General features: G+C 70.3%; 15 protein-coding genes and 1 tRNA gene. 11 read left to right on the forward strand and 5 right to left on the reverse strand.

The features are described 5' to 3' along the window. The first annotated feature begins 130 nt into the window (after positions 1 to 130). From OO54_RS09095 to OO54_RS09105, 3 genes are all read left to right on the forward strand, one after another. Positions 131 to 625 (forward strand): helix-turn-helix domain-containing protein, encoded by a 495-nt coding sequence (locus OO54_RS09095; RefSeq protein ID WP_033202340.1) that lies wholly within the window; start codon positions 131 to 133, stop codon positions 623 to 625. A 186-nt stretch (positions 626 to 811) separates the two neighbouring features. Next, entirely contained in the window at positions 812 to 1,030 is a 219-nt protein-coding gene (locus OO54_RS09100) for an excisionase family DNA-binding protein (protein ID WP_033202416.1), read from the forward strand. Further along, positions 1,030 to 2,244, forward strand: a complete 1,215-nt coding sequence (locus OO54_RS09105) for a tyrosine-type recombinase/integrase (protein ID WP_051786802.1) — start codon at positions 1,030 to 1,032, stop codon at positions 2,242 to 2,244. Before OO54_RS09100 ends, OO54_RS09105 begins: the two co-directional genes overlap by 1 nt. Positions 2,245 to 2,377: 133 nt before the next feature. Here OO54_RS09105 and OO54_RS09110 read toward each other — a convergent pair whose 3' ends face one another. Beyond that, complete coding sequence (locus OO54_RS09110; protein ID WP_033202341.1) at positions 2,378 to 2,659, reverse strand: hypothetical protein; 282 nt, start codon at positions 2,657 to 2,659, stop codon at positions 2,378 to 2,380. 339 nt (positions 2,660 to 2,998) lie between these two features. Then, positions 2,999 to 3,072 (reverse strand) — tRNA-Gly (locus OO54_RS09115). 406 nt (positions 3,073 to 3,478) lie between these two features. Between OO54_RS09115 and dcd the strand changes: the two genes are divergently transcribed. The 5 genes from dcd to OO54_RS09140 all read left to right on the forward strand — a co-directional run bounded on the left by dcd (position 3,479) and on the right by OO54_RS09140 (position 8,202). After that, positions 3,479 to 4,054, forward strand: a complete 576-nt coding sequence (gene dcd, locus OO54_RS09120; RefSeq protein WP_017240230.1) for a dCTP deaminase — start codon at positions 3,479 to 3,481, stop codon at positions 4,052 to 4,054. Positions 4,055 to 4,067: 13 nt separating this feature from the next. Continuing rightward, positions 4,068 to 4,565 carry a phosphoribosyltransferase gene (locus tag OO54_RS09125; RefSeq protein WP_024755952.1) on the forward strand — a complete coding sequence of 166 codons (498 nt, stop codon included), beginning with the start codon at positions 4,068 to 4,070 and terminating at the stop codon, positions 4,563 to 4,565. 283 nt (positions 4,566 to 4,848) lie between these two features. Further along, positions 4,849 to 5,961, forward strand: a complete 1,113-nt coding sequence (locus OO54_RS09130; protein ID WP_063738261.1) for a peptidoglycan DD-metalloendopeptidase family protein — start codon at positions 4,849 to 4,851, stop codon at positions 5,959 to 5,961. 196 nt (positions 5,962 to 6,157) lie between these two features. Continuing rightward, complete coding sequence (locus OO54_RS09135; protein WP_200146573.1) at positions 6,158 to 7,501, forward strand: sensor histidine kinase; 1,344 nt, start codon at positions 6,158 to 6,160, stop codon at positions 7,499 to 7,501. Further along, complete coding sequence (locus OO54_RS09140; RefSeq protein ID WP_033202342.1) at positions 7,498 to 8,202, forward strand: response regulator transcription factor; 705 nt, start codon at positions 7,498 to 7,500, stop codon at positions 8,200 to 8,202. The genes OO54_RS09135 and OO54_RS09140 overlap by 4 nt, the downstream gene beginning before the upstream one ends. 149 nt (positions 8,203 to 8,351) lie before the next feature. Here OO54_RS09140 and OO54_RS09145 read toward each other — a convergent pair whose 3' ends face one another. The 3 genes from OO54_RS09145 to OO54_RS09155 form a co-directional block, all read right to left on the reverse strand. After that, entirely contained in the window at positions 8,352 to 9,239 is an 888-nt protein-coding gene (locus tag OO54_RS09145) for a Yip1 family protein (RefSeq protein ID WP_033202343.1), read from the reverse strand. Between the two features lie 212 nt (positions 9,240 to 9,451). Beyond that, a complete protein-coding gene (locus OO54_RS09150; protein ID WP_033202344.1) occupies positions 9,452 to 11,710 on the reverse strand; it encodes a (Fe-S)-binding protein in 2,259 nt (752 codons plus the stop codon). A 107-nt stretch (positions 11,711 to 11,817) separates the two neighbouring features. Next, positions 11,818 to 12,306 (reverse strand): sugar transferase, encoded by a 489-nt coding sequence (locus OO54_RS09155; RefSeq protein ID WP_033202345.1) that lies wholly within the window; start codon positions 12,304 to 12,306, stop codon positions 11,818 to 11,820. A gap of 261 nt (positions 12,307 to 12,567) precedes the next feature. Between OO54_RS09155 and dnaK the strand changes: the two genes are divergently transcribed. From dnaK to dnaJ, 3 genes are read left to right on the forward strand one after another with little or no spacing between them, the layout of a single operon-like run. After that, positions 12,568 to 14,409 (forward strand): molecular chaperone DnaK, encoded by a 1,842-nt coding sequence (gene dnaK, locus OO54_RS09160; RefSeq protein ID WP_033202346.1) that lies wholly within the window; start codon positions 12,568 to 12,570, stop codon positions 14,407 to 14,409. Further along, the gene (gene grpE / locus OO54_RS09165) at positions 14,406 to 15,062 is read left to right on the forward strand and encodes a nucleotide exchange factor GrpE (protein ID WP_033202347.1); all 657 of its coding nucleotides are present in this window, start codon (positions 14,406 to 14,408) and stop codon (positions 15,060 to 15,062) included. The genes dnaK and grpE overlap by 4 nt, the downstream gene beginning before the upstream one ends. Positions 15,063 to 15,095: 33 nt before the next feature. Beyond that, the gene (dnaJ, locus tag OO54_RS09170) at positions 15,096 to 16,271 is read left to right on the forward strand and encodes a molecular chaperone DnaJ (RefSeq protein WP_033202348.1); all 1,176 of its coding nucleotides are present in this window, start codon (positions 15,096 to 15,098) and stop codon (positions 16,269 to 16,271) included.

Genomic DNA, 16,271 nt, shown 5'->3' on the forward strand with positions numbered 1-16,271 from the left:
GTCGGATCGCAGGGACCCGGCACATCTATCACTATGCCTGACGCATAGCTGCTTTGCAAGCTGCAGAAGATGCTGTACTGTTTTAACTGGCCCTGCGGACTGCAGCGGCACGCTGCGAAAGGAGGAATCGATGCCCGACGACGAGCGCGACGAGGCGCCGGAGGGCGTCCTGCTCAAGGGCGAGGAGAACGCCGCCAAGCGGATCAAGGCCGAGCGCGAGCAGCGTGGCTGGAGCACCACCACGCTCTCCGACCGGCTCAACGAGGCCGGCTACGAGATGAACCCGTCGGCGGTGTGGCGGATCGAGAACGGCAAGCGCCGCATCAACCTCGACGAGGCCATCGGCTTCGCCGAGGTCTTCGGCGTCTCGCTGTCCAACCTCGTCGGCCCGCCCGCCCTGGCCGCCGCCGGCCGCGCCATGGAACTCATCGACACCGTCGTGGCCGCCAACGCGGCCGCCCAAAGAGCCCAGCACGCGTACCGCCGGGCGAACAACGACCTGATCGCCTACCTCGACGAACACCCGGCCATCCGCAAGGAAGCCGACGTGATGGTCAGCAACGCCATCGCCGAGAACACCATGAAGATCAACCAGGAGCAGTTCGGGCCCCCGCCCCAGGCATAGCCCGCTCCTCCGGCCGCCCTGGACCGCAAACCCCAGGCCACGGCCCCGCACCACACGCCCATCCCATCCCTGAACGACACCGGCCCGGCCGGGGTTGCCGCCCCACCAGCCGAGGCCAGGAGAGGACCCTGCTTGCGCCAGACGGCGATACCCCACGCCTCCACCCAGCCCCGCCCGGCGAAGGAGGTGAACGACAATGACCGCCTGCTCACGGTCGACGAGGCCGCCGAACGCCTCGGCACCGGCGTGCGCTTCATCCGCCGCCTCGTCTCCGAGCGCCGCATCCGATACGTCAAGCTCGGCAAGCACGTCCGCATCGCCGAGAGCGTCCTGACCGCGTACGTAGAGGAGCGGACGGTTGAACCCGTCCGCAGCCGACGAGCGGGCTTCGGGCTGGTGGCCTGATGGCACGGTCCCGCAAGCAGTCGCCGCGCCGCAGCTTCGGCGCGATCCGCAAGCTGCCCTCGGGGCGCTACCAGGCCCGCTATCCCGGCGCGGGAGGCGTCCTGCGCGCTGCCCCGCAGACGTACGAGACCAAGCGCGAAGCAGAGGTGTTCCTCGCTCAGATCCAGGCGGACCAGGCCCGGGGCGACTGGATCGATCCGACGGCCGGCGAGGTGCCGTTCGCCGAGTACGCCAGGCGCTGGATCGACGAACGAGGTGTCGCGCCCACGACCGAGGAGCTGTACCGGCGGCTGCTCCGCCTCCACCTGGAGCCGACCTTCGGCGAGCAGCACGTCAACGCCATCAGCCCTGCCAAGGTCAGGACCTGGCGGGCGGAGCGGCGGAAGGCGACCGGTGCCACCACGACGGCGAAGTCGTACCGCCTCCTGAAGGCCATCATGCAGACGGCCGTCGAGGACGAGCTGATCCGCCGGAACCCCTGCTCCATCCGCGGCGCGGGCCGCGAGGACGCGGACGAGCGTCCCGTGGCCACCGTCGAGGAGGTCTTCGCTCTCGCCGAGGCCATCGGGATCCGCTGGCGGCTGATGGTCCTCCTGGGTGCCTTCGCCTCCATGCGGCCGGAGGAGCTGGCCGAGCTACGCCGAGCCGACATCGACCTCGATACCGGTTCCGTACGCGTGCGGCGAGCCGCTCCGGAACTGAACACCGGCCGCCGGGTGATCGGAGACCCCAAGTCCCGCGCGGGCAAACGGGAGATCATGCTGCCCGACTTCATCCTGCTCGACGTCCGCCGGCACCTGGAGTGGTTCGCGCAGGACGGGCCCGATGGCCTGGTCTTCGTGGGGGAGAGGGGAGCGGCCCTGCGGGGCACCACCTTCGGGCGGAAGTGGCGCAAGGCTCGCGACGCGGTCGGCATGCCCAAGGAGTTCCGTTTCTACGACCTGCGCCACACCGGCAACACGCTCGCCGCCGACACCGGCGCCAAGCTCAAGGACCTCATGGTCCGCGCGGGCCAGTCGTCCGAGCGGGCACAGCTGATCTATCAGCACTCCACCAAGGCGCACCAGCGCAAGCTCGCCGACGACATCGACGCCCACGTCCGCAGCCAGCGCACGTCGCCGGACCGGGGATCGGGCGCCGGCGTCGCGGAGGCCACCATCCACAGGATCGTCCCTCCGCTCTCGGCTCCTGCCGGAGCTGCTCGGCGGAGGTGACGCACAGGGGTGCGGGCCCGGCACACCGCCGGGCCCGCACCCCTGTGTCTGGTGCCATCGATGTTCGGGTGGGCGTTCAGGCCGCCGAGGCCATCGCTCACAGCGCGGGACTGGCGCTTCCCGTCCCGACCGGCTACTTGCCGAGGATGTCGATGTAGAAGTCGGGGCCGGGTTCGCCCGTGGGGGACCCGGAGAGCCGGACGGGCTCGTCCAGCGCGTACCGATCGGTCGAGGGCGGGAAGGTGCTGAGGCTCCCCGTGCTGACAGTGAGGGTGCGGGGGACGATCACCTCCTCGCCGTCGACGTGCACGTCGCCTTCGAGCCCTTGCTCTGCGGCGATCGCGGTGAAGATCTTCGCGACCTCCTCGGCGCTCTGTCCGTCGGCGGGAATGACGTGGATCTCGTTGTCACTCAAAGCGGCCTCCCTTGGTGCGTGCGTGCCAGCTGCGTGGCGGGTGGCCCCATGCTCTCGGGCCGGCCGGGCGCTTCCGGACCGGTACGGCGCGGACCGGCCGCACTTCACCCGAACGGGAAGGGCGCCCTCGCTGCCGCGGGATACCAGGTGGCGTGTGGCGCAGGTCACTCGAACTGGGTCTCGGTATCCGGGACTGCTCGGCGCCCTCGTCGCGCGGAGTGGCGGTTCGGGGCTCAATCTGACGCCCCGTTACGGGACTTATGGCACGCGAATGGCACGCCACCCCAGATAGGTCTAGACAACAAACAAGCCCCAGGTCTCTGACCTGGGGCTTTGCTGTGGAGCGGATGACGGGAATCGAACCCGCGCTATAAGCTTGGGAAGCTCATGTTCTACCATTAAACTACATCCGCATAGCGGCCGGATGAACCGTGCCGCATCGTTGCACACTGTACCCCATGCGCCACTTGAGGCGAAGTTCACGTGACGGTGGGTGCGGAGTGCCGCGTGGAGGGTGTCCCGTTGATCCCCTAATGTGGCTGTCTCGTCCACCACATGTGTAGGGGAAGGGACTTGATGGGTTCCATGGAGCGCACCGTCGTCCGCTGTGCCGAGGGGCATGTGTTCAGTACCGCGTCGTTTCCGCTTCAGCAGCTCGGGGCGGGGCGGATCGGACCCGGTCGGCTGATCAGGTGTCCGCGGTGTGCGCGGTTGCGGCATGCGGTGCCCGTGGAGATCGGGCGGCGCTGAGCCGAGGGTGCCGGGGCGCGGGCGGCTGCCGATTGGGGCAGGTCCGCGCCCTCTGCGTATCGTGGGGGCGTGCTTCTCTCAGACAAGGACATCCGGGCCGAGATCGATGCCGGACGGGTGCGCATCGACCCGTACGACGAATCCATGGTGCAGCCCTCGAGCATCGACGTGAGGCTTGACCGCTTCTTCCGGGTGTTCGAGAACCACCGCTACCCGCACATCGACCCCGCCGTCGAGCAGCTCGACCTGACGCGCGAGGTCGAGCCGGAGGGCGACGAGGCGTTCATCCTGCACCCGGGCGAGTTCGTGCTCGCCTCGACCTACGAGGTCATCACCCTGCCGGACGACATCGCGTCGCGCCTGGAGGGGAAGAGCTCTCTGGGGCGGCTGGGTCTCGTGACGCACTCGACCGCCGGGTTCATCGACCCCGGTTTCTCGGGGCACGTGACCCTGGAGCTGTCGAACCTCGCCACCCTGCCGATCAAGCTCTGGCCGGGGATGAAGATCGGCCAGCTCTGCATGTTCCGGCTGAGCTCGCCCGCCGAGTTCCCGTACGGGAGCGAGCGGTACGGCTCGCGCTACCAGGGACAGCGGGGGCCGACGGCCTCCCGCTCGTTCATGAACTTCCATCGGACCCAGGTGTGAGGCGGTCGCAGGCATGAGTGAGGTACGGGAGAACCTGACGTACGAGGGCTTCGGGACGGCCGTCCGCGAGCTGGCCCAGACCATCGCCGACGACGGGTACGAGCCCGACATCGTGCTCTCCATCGCGCGTGGCGGGGTCTTCGTCGCCGGCGGTCTGGCCTACGCCCTCGACTGCAAGAACATCCACCTCGTGAACGTGGAGTTCTACACCGGCGTGGGGACCACCCTGGAGATGCCGGTCATGCTGGCGCCCGTGCCGGACGCGATCGACTTCTCCGACAAGAAGGTCCTGATCACCGACGACGTCGCCGACACCGGCAAGACGCTCAAGCTCGTCCACGACTTCTGCGTCGACCACGTCGCCGAGGTCCGTTCGGCCGTCATCTACGAGAAGTCGCACTCCCTCGTGAAGTGCGAGTACGTGTGGAAGAAGACCGACGAGTGGATCAACTTCCCCTGGTCGGTCGAGCCGCCCGTCGTGAAGCGCGAGGGCCAGGTCCTCGACGCCTGAGGCGAGGGACGCCTGAGGCGAGAGACGTCTGAGGCGAGAGCCTCCCCCACGACCACCGGACCCGGTCACCTGAGCTCCTCAGGTGACCGGGTCCCGGTCGTTTCCGGGTACGCGCGCGGGGCGTGGCTCCCGGCCGTTCTCGGGTACGCGCGCGGGGCGCGGCCCCAGAGGACTTTCCGGTGCGCGCGGGGCGTGGTTCCGCGGATTCGTTGGGTTGTCGGCGCGGGGGCGGGCGGGTGGGATGAGCGGGCTCGCGATCTTCCCTTCCGGACAAGGAGATGCGTTGACCGACAACGAGGCACGGCACCGCTGTGGCGGCGGCCAGGACGACCGGCACGTCCCGGCGGGCGTCAGCCGCCGCACCCTGCTGCGCGGGGCGGTGGTCGGGGGCGGCGCGCTGGCCGTCGGCGGGCTCGTCCTGCCCACCGGCGCGTACGCAGCCCCCGCGATCTACAACCCGTTCGCCGCGTACGCCGTCACCGGCCCGTGGAACCCGCCGAACCACAACGGCGTCGACTTCGGCATGGCCGTGGGGACCTCGCTGCCCGCCTGCGCGGCCGGGACGATCGAGAACATCCCGTACAACGGGACCGGCGGACACACCGTCACCATCCACCACGGCGGCGGATACCGCAGCCAGTACATGCACCTGTCGAAGTTCCTGCTGGCGAACGGCGCCTCGGTGGGCGCCGGGACCGTCGTCGGGCTCTCCGGCGGGGCGGCGGGCGCCGACGGCGCAGGGAACTCGACCGGGCCGCACCTGCACTGGCACGTGATCGACCCGAGCGGCGTCCGGGTGAACCCGCTCTCCTTCGGGTCCACGCCGCCGCCCGTGCAGGGCGAGGGGCTGACGCTGCAGAAGATCGCCGGCGCCGGCGGCTACACCGGCCCCCTGGACGGCGTGCCCGGCACGCAGACCTGGCTCGGCGTGCAGCAGGTGATGAAGGGCTACGGCTACACCGGTCCGATCGACGGCGCGCCCGGCACCGGCACGTACGCGGCCCTCCAGCGACTGGCACAGAAGGGCGGCTACGGCGGGCCGGTCGACGGGGTGATGGGCGCCAACTCGTGGAAGGGCGTGCAGACCGTCCTGCGCCGCTTCGGGTACACCGGCCCCATCGACGGGGCGCCCGGCACCCAGACCTACGCCGCCCTCCAGCGCCTCGCCAAGCTCGGCGGCTACACGGGCCCGGCGGACGGGGTGCTCGGCGCGCTGTCGTGGAAGGGCGTGCAGAAGGTCCTCGCCGGCTACGGCTACACCGGCCCGATCGACGGCGCGCCCGGCACCGGCACGTACGCGGCCCTCCAGCGGATGGCTCAGCTCGGGGGCTACACGGGCCCCGTCGACGGGGTCCCGGGCACGTACACCTGGGCCGCGCTCGCCAAGCTCGTCTGATCACCCCGTCTGATCACCCCGTCTGATCACCCCGTCTGATCACCACGTCTGATCCACCCGACCTGCACTTCTCGCAATCCGGCCTCTCCTGACCGGTGTTGCTCATATCTTCATCGTTGCGTGTCACGGGGCCGTCGAGGCCCGGCACATCCGCGTACCTTCCGGCGGCCCGCGCCGCCCGGAGCCGAGGAGGACGATGAGGAGCCGTGACGGGCTGTGGCGGGTCGCGGAACTGCCGACGACCAGGGCGGGTGTCGAGCGGGCCTTCTCGTACTTCACCGCGGGGGTCCGGCTCGGGACGGTCGCGCAGATGGTCCCCGCCCTGCGGCTCGGGGCGGGGCGCTCGCCGTACGAGGCCGGGTACCTCGCGTGCTGGGCCGCCGCCGGCCTGGCGGCGGTCGCGGTGAGCGTCGTGACGCTCGTACGCGGGCGGCCGCTGGGCACGGCCGCGTCCGTGCTCGACTTCGGGCTGGCCTGCGCCCTGCTGGTCCTCGGGCCCCTGGTGCTCGCGCCGTGGGACCGCTTCGGCACCTGGACGGCGTTCCAGCCGGGGTACGCGCTGTCCGTCATCATCACCGCGGCCGGTGTGCGCGGCCTCGGCGTCTGGGCGGCCGGCCTGCTCGCCGTCTCCGCCGGCTACCTGGTCTATCTCGGCGGCGACGTCGGGAGCGACATGGCCCCCACCGCCGCCGGCAACGTCCTGACCTACGTCGTGTACGCGCTGGTCGCCCGCATGTTCTTCGGCTACACCCGCCGCATCGCGCACGACGCCGACGCCTCACGGGCGCGCGCCGCCGAACTCGCCCGGCGCGAGGAGGAACGGCGGGCCCGGGTGATGATGCACAACGGCGTCGCCGTCATGCGCCTGCTGACCGAGCAGGGGGACGACGCCTCGCGGGCCCGGCTCGTCGGCCAGGCCGAGGTGGAGCTGCGGCGGATGCGGTCCTACCTGCGCGGTCAGGGCCCGGACGGCGGCGAGGGCGGCGCCGGGGGAGACGCGCACGCGGTGAGGCTCGTCCCGATGATCACGCGGGTCTGCGACCGTTTCGCCGACCTCGACGTGGTCGCCTCCCTCGACCTCGGCACCGGCCTGCGGGTACCCGTCGCGCAGGCCGAGGCGCTGGAGCGCGCGCTCGGCAGCCTCCTCCTGAACGTACGGGCGCACGCCCGCGCGCACGAGGTGGTGGTGCACCTCGACGCGGACCCGGGCGGGGAGGGGGAGGAGCGCGGGGGCTGGACGCTGACCGTCCACGACGACGGCGTCGGCTTCGACCCGGCGTCGGTGACCGCCGGGGTCGGGCTGCGCGAGGTGGTCGTCGGCGAGCTCCGCCGGCGGGGCCTCGGCGTCGGGATCGCGTCGACGGTGGGCGAGGGGACGACGGTGACGGTCCGTTCGCGCCCGGGTCGGGCGGCGGACGCGGCGCGCCCGGGTCGGGCGGCGGACGCGGCGCGCCCGGCCGGAGAGCGGCGGGTCCTCGGTGCCGGGGACGTACGGCAGGAGCGGCCGACCGTGCGGGCCGCCTTCGCGGACGCGCCGTGAGGCCCGCCGTGGCGGTCGTCGACGACGCGTGGCTGATCCGCGAGTCGATCGGCCTGCTCGTGCCCGGTCTGGAGGTCGTCGCCGCGGTCGAGACCGTGGAGGAGCTGGTACGCCTCGCCCCCGCGGCGGACCTCGTGCTGCTCGACCTGCACCTCGCCGGCCCCGAACGGCGCGCCGACGTCCGCCAGGGCATCGCCGCCGTCCGGACCCTCACCGGACACGGCTACCGCGTCTGCGTCTACAGCCAGGAGGAGCGCCGGTTCGTGCTCGCGGCGTGCATGGCGGCGGGCGCGAGCGGCATCGTCTCCAAGGCGGTGCCGCGCGACCGGACCGAGGCGCTCTTCCTGGAGGTCGCCGCGGGCGGCACCGTGGTGCCGCAGTCGGTCGTCGGCATCCTCGAAGTGCTCGTCCGGCGCGACCGCATCACCCTGCTGAGCGAGCGTCAGCGCCAGATCCTGCACGGCCGTGCCCGCGGACTGAGCTACGCCCGGATCGCACGGGACCTCTTCGTGAGCGAGTCGACGCTCCGCGGCTACTGGTTCGAACTGACCAGGTCGCTGTCGGACTCGCTGCGCGGCCTCACCGCCGGCGAGATCGAGCACGCGCTCGGGCTCGCCCCGGGCGACCTGCTGGAGTTCTGGGCCGACGGGCCGGCCGGCCCCGAGGACTGGTGGCGCATCGACGGGGGAGCCCCGGGCTAGGGCCTGTCCGCCGGGCAGGCCCCAGGGCACAAGGGGCTGGGAGGGCCGGGGCGGGGTGCGGGGAGCGGGGCGGCCGGGGAGACGGAGAGGCCCCCCACCGCCGTGCGGTGAGGGGCCTTTCGCGGGTCGGTTCGTGCGGCGTCAGGCCGTCACAGCGTGCCCAGCTTGATGAGGCTCAGGAGGGCGATCAGCTGGATCGCCGAGGCGCCCAGGGCCTTGGGCCAGGGGAGGTCGTGGGAGCGGCTCACCATGAGGGTGAAGAGGGCTCCGGCGGCCAGCCAGGTCAGCCAGCCGACGATCTGGACGAGGCCGTTCTCGCCGCCGAGGAAGAGGGCGAAGACGAGGCGGGGCGCGTCCGTGATCGACATGATCAGCATGGAGAGGCCGACGGTCGGCTGCCAGGTGCCGTCGCCGCCCAGCTGGCGGGCGAGGGTGTGGGTGACCGCGCCGAGGATGAGTCCGCCGAGGACGAAGCCGGTGGCGGTCATCAGGACGTACGGGATCGCCGTCGACAGGGTCGCGTTGATCGCCTCGTCGCGGGCCTTGTCGAAGCCGAAGATCGCGAGCAGGCCGTAGAGGAAGGTGACGACCAGCGCCGGGCCCCAGACGGCGTGGTCGCGCATCCGGAGGAAGGTGTCCGCCGGGCGCAGCACGATGCCGCTCAGGAGCGCCTTCCAGGGCAGCCGGGGGCCCACGGGGGCGGGAGGCGCCTGGTGGCCCCCGGCCTGGCCGTACGGGTCGTCGACGCTGAACATCTGGGTGTGCCCCGGGCTGTTCGCCGCCGAGTACTGCTGCTGGTGCTGGGGGTCGCCGAAGTACTCCGGCTCCCCGTAGGGCTGTTGCCCCTGCCCCCGCTGCCCGTGTCCCTGCTGCCCGTACGACTGCTGCCCGTACGACTGCCCCTGCTGCGGTGGCTGCTGCCACTGCTGCTGCGGGTACGGCGGCGGGGCCGCGTTGTACCCGTACGGCGCCTGCTGCGGTTGTCGGTTCTGCGGGGGGCGGTTGTCCCGGCCGCGTCCGTTCCTGAATCCAGCCACGTCATTGAACGTACCCGCTCCGGCTGTGGGCTCGCTCCTTTGCGGCTGACCTGTGACATCCCCTAGGGGGTGCCTTGGTGGTGACGCGGTCGTGGGGGAGGCGCGGGGCGGCTGTCACGAATCCGACGTATCGCCGCAATGGGGACCCGCAACAGGGATGCGAAGAGGGCCGCCCCGCGTGATCGCGGGACGGCCCTCTTGGGGTGTCAGCTTCAGACAGCCGGCTCGGGCTCCGCGGCCTCGGGCTCGGGGTCGGGGTCGACCGGGGTCTTCACCGATTCGAGGAGCAGCTGGGCCACGTCCACGACGGTGACGGACTCCTTGGCCTTGCCCTCGTTCTTCTTGCCGTTGACCGAGTCGGTCAGCATGACGAGGCAGAACGGGCAGGCGGTGGAGACGATGTCCGGGTTGAGGGAGAGGGCCTCGTCGACGCGCTCGTTGTTGATGCGCTTGCCGATCCGCTCCTCCATCCACATCCGGGCACCACCGGCGCCGCAGCAGAAGCCGCGCTCCTTGTGGCGGTGCATCTCCTGCTGGCGCAGGCCCGGGACGGCGGACATGATCTCGCGCGGCGGCGTGTAGACCTTGTTGTGCCGGCCCAGGTAGCAGGGGTCGTGGTAGGTGATGAGGCCCTCGACCGGGGTGACCGGGACCAGCTTGCCCTCGTCGATGAGGTGCTGGAGCAGCTGGGTGTGGTGGATGACCTCGTACTCGCCGCCGAGCTGCGGGTACTCGTTGGCGATGGTGTTGAAGCAGTGCGGGCAGGTCGAGACGATCCGCTTCGCCGACTTCGGCTTCTTGGTCGACTCGTCCTCGTCGTCCTCGCCGAACGCCATGTTCAGCATGGCGACGTTCTCCTGGGCGAGCTGCTGGAACAGCGGCTCGTTGCCCAGGCGGCGGGGGGAGTCACCGGTGCACTTCTCGTCGCCGCCCATGATCGCGAACTTGACGCCCGCCATGTGCAGCAGCTCCGCGAAGGCCTTGGTGGTCTTCTTGGCGCGGTCCTCCAGGGCGCCGGCGCAGCCGACCCAGTAGAGGTAGTCGAACTCGGAGAGGTCCTCGACGTCCTTGCCGACGATGGGGACCTCGAAGTCGACCTCCTTGGTCCACTCGACGCGCTGCTTCTTCGCCAGGCCCCAGGGGTTGCCCTTCTTCTCCAGGTTCTTGAGCATCGTGCCCGCCTCGGACGGGAACGCGGACTCGATCATCACCTGGTAGCGGCGCATGTCGACGATGTGGTCGATGTGCTCGATGTCGACCGGGCACTGCTCGACGCAGGCGCCGCAGGTGGTGCAGGACCACAGGACGTCGGGGTCGATGACGCCGTTCTCCTCGGCGGTGCCGATGAGGGGGCGCTCGGCCTCGGCGATCGCGGAGGCGGGGACGTCCTTCAGCTGCTCCTCGGATGCCTTCTCGTTGCCCTCCATGTCCTTGCCGCCGCCGGCGAGCAGGTACGGGGCCTTGGCGTGCGCGTGGTCGCGCAGCGACATGATGAGGAGCTTCGGCGAGAGGGGCTTGCCGGTGTTCCAGGCGGGGCACTGCGACTGGCAGCGTCCGCACTCGGTGCAGGTGGAGAAGTCGAGGATGCCCTTCCAGGAGAACTGCTCGACCTGGGAGACGCCGAAGACGGCGTCCTCGGCCGGGTCCTCCCAGTCGATCTCCTTGCCGGCCGTCGTCATCGGCTGGAGCGCGCCCAGGGCGGTGGAGCCGTCGGCGTTGCGCTTGAACCAGATGTTCGGGAAGCCGAGGAAGCGGTGCCAGGCGACGCCCATGTTGGTGTTGAGCGAGACCGTGATCATCCAGGTGAAGGACGTGACGATCTTGAGGCACGCGAAGAAGTAGGTCAGGTACTGGATCGTGCTGATGTCCAGGCCGTCGAGGAGCGCGATCAGCGGGTACGAGGCGAAGAAGCCCGGCTCCCAGCTCGTCACGTGGTGCTGGACGCCTTCGAGGGCGCGCAGCGTCATGATGCAGACGCCGACGATCAGGATGACGGCCTCGACGAAGTAGGCCTGGCCGGTCTTGGAGCCCGCGAAGCGCGACTTGCGGCCCGCCTTGGTCGGCTTGCTGAGCTGGCGGATCACGATGAGGGTCACGATGCCGAGGACCGTCATCAGGCCGAGGAACTCGGTGAAGACCTCGTACGGCAGCCAGTCGCCGATGATCGGGATCAGCCAGTCGGCCTGGAAGAGCTGGCCGAAGGCGTTCACGATGGTGAGGAGCAGCGAGAAGAAGCCCACCGCCACGAACCAGTGCGCGAAGCCGACGATGCCCCAGCGGTTCATCCTGGTGTGGCCGAGGAACTCCTTGACCAGGGTGATGGTGCGCTGCTTGGGGTCACCGGTGCGTGTACCGGCGGGCACCGGCTGACCGAGCCGCACGAAGCGGTAGATCTGCACGGTGGCGCGGCCGAACAGCGCGACGGCCACCACCGTGATGGCGATCGACACGATGATCGCGGCGAGTTGCATGACGGGCTCCTCGGGCGGGCCTACTAAGCGGTAACTTATTGAGTTCCTGCTGAGATTACCCGGTCACGGCGCCGCGCTGTAGCGGCGCTCGCGGTGATATGTGTCGCTCAGGCAAACCTTGCCGCGCGACGCCTGCGGACTGCTGGAAGCGTACGCGCCAGGATGGCGAGGTCCATCCCCAGCCAATGATGGTCCACGTAGTGGAGATCGAGCAGCTCGCGCTCCTCCCACGGCAGCTCCGAGCGGCCGCTGATCTGCCACGGCCCGGTGAGCCCCGGACGTACGGAGAGCCGGCGGCGGCCGTCGCCCGCGCACTCGCGGTGGGTGGGGGTCAGCGGGCACGGCCCGACCAGTGACATCCGGCCCGTGACGACGTGCAGCAGCAGGGGCAGCGCGGCCAGCGGGCTCTTCGTGCGGAAGGTCAGCATCGTGAAGTTCCGGCCGTTCAGGCCGGCCACCGTCCGCCGGCGCAGCACGCCGCGGCCCGGGGTGGCCGAGCCGAGCGCGACCGACAGGGCGACGGCGGCGACCAGGGGCGAGAGGAGGGCGAGCAGGGTGATTCCGCCCGTCAGGTCGAGCGTGCGCTTCGCCGTCATGCGCCTGCCTCCGTGATCCGGCGAGATCCGTAAGGAATCATGGGATATTCGTGGGATATGCCTGCTTTGCCCGGCCACGGGCATCCGGACTCTCTCACGCCGCACCCCGTCCGACCCGGCATCGACGCGCTCCGGACCCCCCTTTGAGTGAGACTGCAGGCGAAGAGTTGAGCCACCTCCACTCAGGTCTGTTGACGCGATCCGCGTCGTCGTGCATCCTTGAGTCAGTTCCACTCAAGTCAGTCAGCTGGAGGAATCGAAATGGCACGTGCGGTCGGCATCGACCTGGGCACGACTAACTCCGTCGTCAGCGTTCTGGAAGGCGGCGAGCCCACCGTCATCACCAACGCCGAGGGCGCCAGGACCACGCCGTCCGTCGTCGCCTTCGCGAAGAACGGCGAGGTGCTCGTCGGCGAGGTGGCCAAGCGTCAGGCCGTCACCAACGTCGACAGGACCATCCGGTCGGTCAAGCGCCACATGGGCACCGACTGGAAGATCGAGATCGACGGCAAGAACTTCAACCCGCAGCAGATGAGCGCCTTCATCCTGCAGAAGCTGAAGCGCGACGCCGAGGCCTACCTGGGCGAGAAGGTCGTCGACGCGGTCATCACCGTCCCGGCGTACTTCAACGACTCCGAGCGTCAGGCCACCAAGGAGGCCGGTGAGATCGCGGGCCTCAACGTCCTGCGCATCGTCAACGAGCCGACCGCGGCCGCCCTGGCGTACGGCCTCGACAAGGACGACCAGACGATCCTCGTCTTCGACCTCGGTGGCGGCACCTTCGACGTGTCCCTCCTGGAGATCGGCGACGGCGTCGTCGAGGTGAAGGCCACCAACGGTGACAACCACCTCGGTGGTGACGACTGGGACCAGCGCGTCGTCGACTACCTGGTGCAGCAGTTCCAGAACGGCCACGGCGTGGACCTGGCCAAGGACAAGATGGCTCTCCAGCGTCTCCGCGAGGCCGCGGAGAAGGCGAAGATCGAGCTCTCGTCCTCGACCGAGACCTCCATCAACCTGCCGTACATCACGGCCTCCGCCGAGGGCCCGCTGCACCTGGACGAGAAGCTCACGCGCGCCCAGTTCCAGCAGCTCACCTCGGACCTGCTCGACCGCTGCAAGGTGCCGTTCCACAACGTCATCAAGGACGCGGGCATCAACCTCTCCGAGATCGACCACGTCGTTCTCGTCGGTGGCTCGACCCGCATGCCGGCCGTCGCCGAGCTCGTCAAGGAGCTGACCGGCGGCCAGGACGCCAACAAGGGCGTCAACCCGGACGAGGTCGTCGCCATCGGCGCCGCCCTCCAGGCCGGTGTCCTCAAGGGTGAGGTCAAGGACGTCCTGCTCCTCGACGTGACCCCGCTGTCCCTCGGCATCGAGACCAAGGGCGGCATCATGACCAAGCTCATCGAGCGCAACACCACGATCCCGACCAAGCGGTCCGAGATCTTCACGACGGCCGAGGACAACCAGCCGTCCGTGCAGATCCAGGTCTACCAGGGCGAGCGCGAGATCGCGGCGTACAACAAGAAGCTCGGGATGTTCGAGCTGACCGGTCTGCCGCCGGCGCCGCGTGGCGTCCCGCAGATCGAGGTCGCCTTCGACATCGACGCCAACGGCATCATGCACGTGACCGCGAAGGACCTGGGCACGGGCAAGGAGCAGAAGATGACCGTCACCGGCGGCTCCTCGCTGCCGAAGGACGAGGTCGACCGGATGCGCCAGGAGGCCGAGCAGTACGCGGACGAGGACCACCGTCGCCGCGAGGCCGCCGAGTCCCGCAACCAGGGCGAGCAGCTCGTCTACCAGACCGAGAAGTTCCTCAAGGACAACGAGGACAAGGTCCCCGGTGACGTGAAGGCCGAGGTCGAGGCCGCGCTCGTCGAGCTGAAGGACAAGCTCAAGGGCGAGGACACCGCCGAGATCCGCACCGCCACCGAGAAGGTCGCGGCCGTCTCGCAGAAGCTCGGCCAGGCGCTGTACGCCGATGCCCAGGGCGCCCAGGCCGCCGGCGGCGCCGAGGGTCAGGCCCAGGCGCAGGACGACGACGTCGTCGACGCCGAGATCGTCGACGACGAGAAGCCGAAGGGCGGCCAGGCGTGACCGAGGAGACCCCGGGCTTCGAGGAGAAGTCCGACGTCCCCTCCGGCGCCACCCCTGACGACGCCGCCGAGGCCGTCGAGAACTCCGCCAAGGAGGACTCGACGGCCCCGGCCGGGGACGCAAGCAACGAGAAGTCGGCCGGTACCGCGGGCCTCACCGCCCAGCTGGACCAGGTCCGTTCCGCGCTCGACGAGCGCACCGCGGACCTCCAGCGGCTCCAGGCCGAGTACCAGAACTACCGCCGCCGCGTGGAGCGGGACCGGGTCACGGTCAAGGAGATCGCCGTCGCGAGCCTCCTGTCCGAGCTCCTTCCCGTGCTCGACGACGTCGGCCGGGCCCGGGACCACGGCGAGCTCGTGGGCGGGTTCAAGTCGGTGGCCGAATCGCTGGAGACCGTCGTCGCCAAGATGGGTCTGCAGCAGTTCGGCAAGGAGGGCGAGCCCTTCGACCCGACGATCCACGAGGCCCTGATGCACTCGTACGCGCCGGACGTCACCGAGACGACCTGCGTGGCGATCCTGCAGCCGGGGTACCGGATCGGCGAGCGGACCATCCGGCCCGCCCGCGTGGCCGTCGCCGAGCCCCAGCCGGGCGCGCAGGCGAAGGCGGAGGAGTCGGAAGACCCCGACAAGTCCGAGAAGGACAGCGAGTAACAGCCGTACCCGCGTGCGGGAGGAGGGACGTCGATGAGCACGAAGGACTTCGTCGAGAAGGACTACTACAAGGTTCTCGGCGTCCCCAAGGACGCCACAGAGGCCGAGATCAAGAAGGCGTACCGGAAGCTCGCCCGCGAGAACCATCCGGACGCCAACAAGGGCGACACCAAGGCCGAGGAGCGCTTCAAGGAGATCTCCGAGGCCAACGACATCCTCGGTGACCCCAAGAAGCGCAAGGAGTACGACGACGCCCGCGCGCTGTTCGGGAACGGCGGCTTCCGGGCCGGCGGCCCCGGCGGCGGCTCGTTCAACTTCGACCTGGGCGACCTCTTCGGAGGCGCCCAGGGCGGGGCGGGCGGCGGCTTCGGCGGCGGGGGCGGCATCGGGGACGTCTTCGGCGGCCTGTTCAACCGCGGGGCCGGCGGGGGCACACGCACCCAGCCGCGGCGCGGTCAGGACATCGAGTCCGAGGTGACGCTCAGCTTCACCGAGGCCATCGAGGGCGCGACCGTACCGCTGCGGATGTCCAGCCAGCAGCCGTGCACGGCCTGTTCCGGCACCGGCGACAAGAACGGCACGCCCCGGGTGTGCCCGACCTGCGTCGGCACCGGTCAGGTCTCGCGCGGCAGCGGCGGCGGCTTCTCGCTCACCGACCCCTGCGTCGACTGCAAGGGCCGCGGCCTCATCGCCGAGAACCCCTGCGAGGTCTGCAAGGGCAGCGGGCGCGCCAAGTCGTCCCGCACCATGCAGGTCCGCATCCCGGCGGGAGTCTCCGACGGGCAGAAGATCAGGCTGCGCGGCAAGGGAGCGCCGGGCGAGCGCGGCGGGCAGCACGGCGACCTGTACGTCGTCGTGCACGTCGACGCCCACCCGGTCTTCGGCCGCAAGGACGCCAACCTCACCGTCACGGTGCCGGTCTCCTTCGCGGAGGCGGCACTCGGCGGCGAGATCAAGGTCCCGACCCTCGGCGGCCCCGCGGTCACGCTCAAGCTGCCCGCGGGCTCGGCGAACGGTCTGACCATGCGCGCCCGGGGCAAGGGCGCGGTCCGCAAGGACGGCACCCGCGGCGACCTCCTCGTCACGGTCGAGGTCGCGGTGCCCAAGGAACTGGACGACAAGGCACGCGAGGCCCTGGTGACCTACCGCGAGGCGACCGCCTCCGAGGACCCCCGGGCGGAGCTGTTCCAGGCCGCGAAGGGAGCGTGA

This window comes from Streptomyces wedmorensis (assembly GCF_000716445.1).
Taxonomy (GTDB): domain Bacteria; phylum Actinomycetota; class Actinomycetes; order Streptomycetales; family Streptomycetaceae; genus Streptomyces; species Streptomyces wedmorensis.

Coding starts and splice junctions, on each gene's coding strand:
- OO54_RS09095 (WP_033202340.1), top strand. CDS start 131: ATGCCCGACGACGAGCGCGACGAGGCGCCGGAGGGCGTCCTGCTCAAG.
- OO54_RS09105 (WP_051786802.1), top strand. CDS start 1,030: ATGGCACGGTCCCGCAAGCAGTCGCCGCGCCGCAGCTTCGGCGCGATC.
- OO54_RS09125 (WP_024755952.1), top strand. CDS start 4,068: ATGAGTGAGGTACGGGAGAACCTGACGTACGAGGGCTTCGGGACGGCC.
- OO54_RS09135 (WP_200146573.1), top strand. CDS start 6,158: ATGAGGAGCCGTGACGGGCTGTGGCGGGTCGCGGAACTGCCGACGACC.
- OO54_RS09150 (WP_033202344.1), bottom strand. CDS start 11,710: ATGCAACTCGCCGCGATCATCGTGTCGATCGCCATCACGGTGGTGGCC.
- OO54_RS09155 (WP_033202345.1), bottom strand. CDS start 12,306: ATGACGGCGAAGCGCACGCTCGACCTGACGGGCGGAATCACCCTGCTC.
- dnaK (WP_033202346.1), top strand. CDS start 12,568: ATGGCACGTGCGGTCGGCATCGACCTGGGCACGACTAACTCCGTCGTC.
- dnaJ (WP_033202348.1), top strand. CDS start 15,096: ATGAGCACGAAGGACTTCGTCGAGAAGGACTACTACAAGGTTCTCGGC.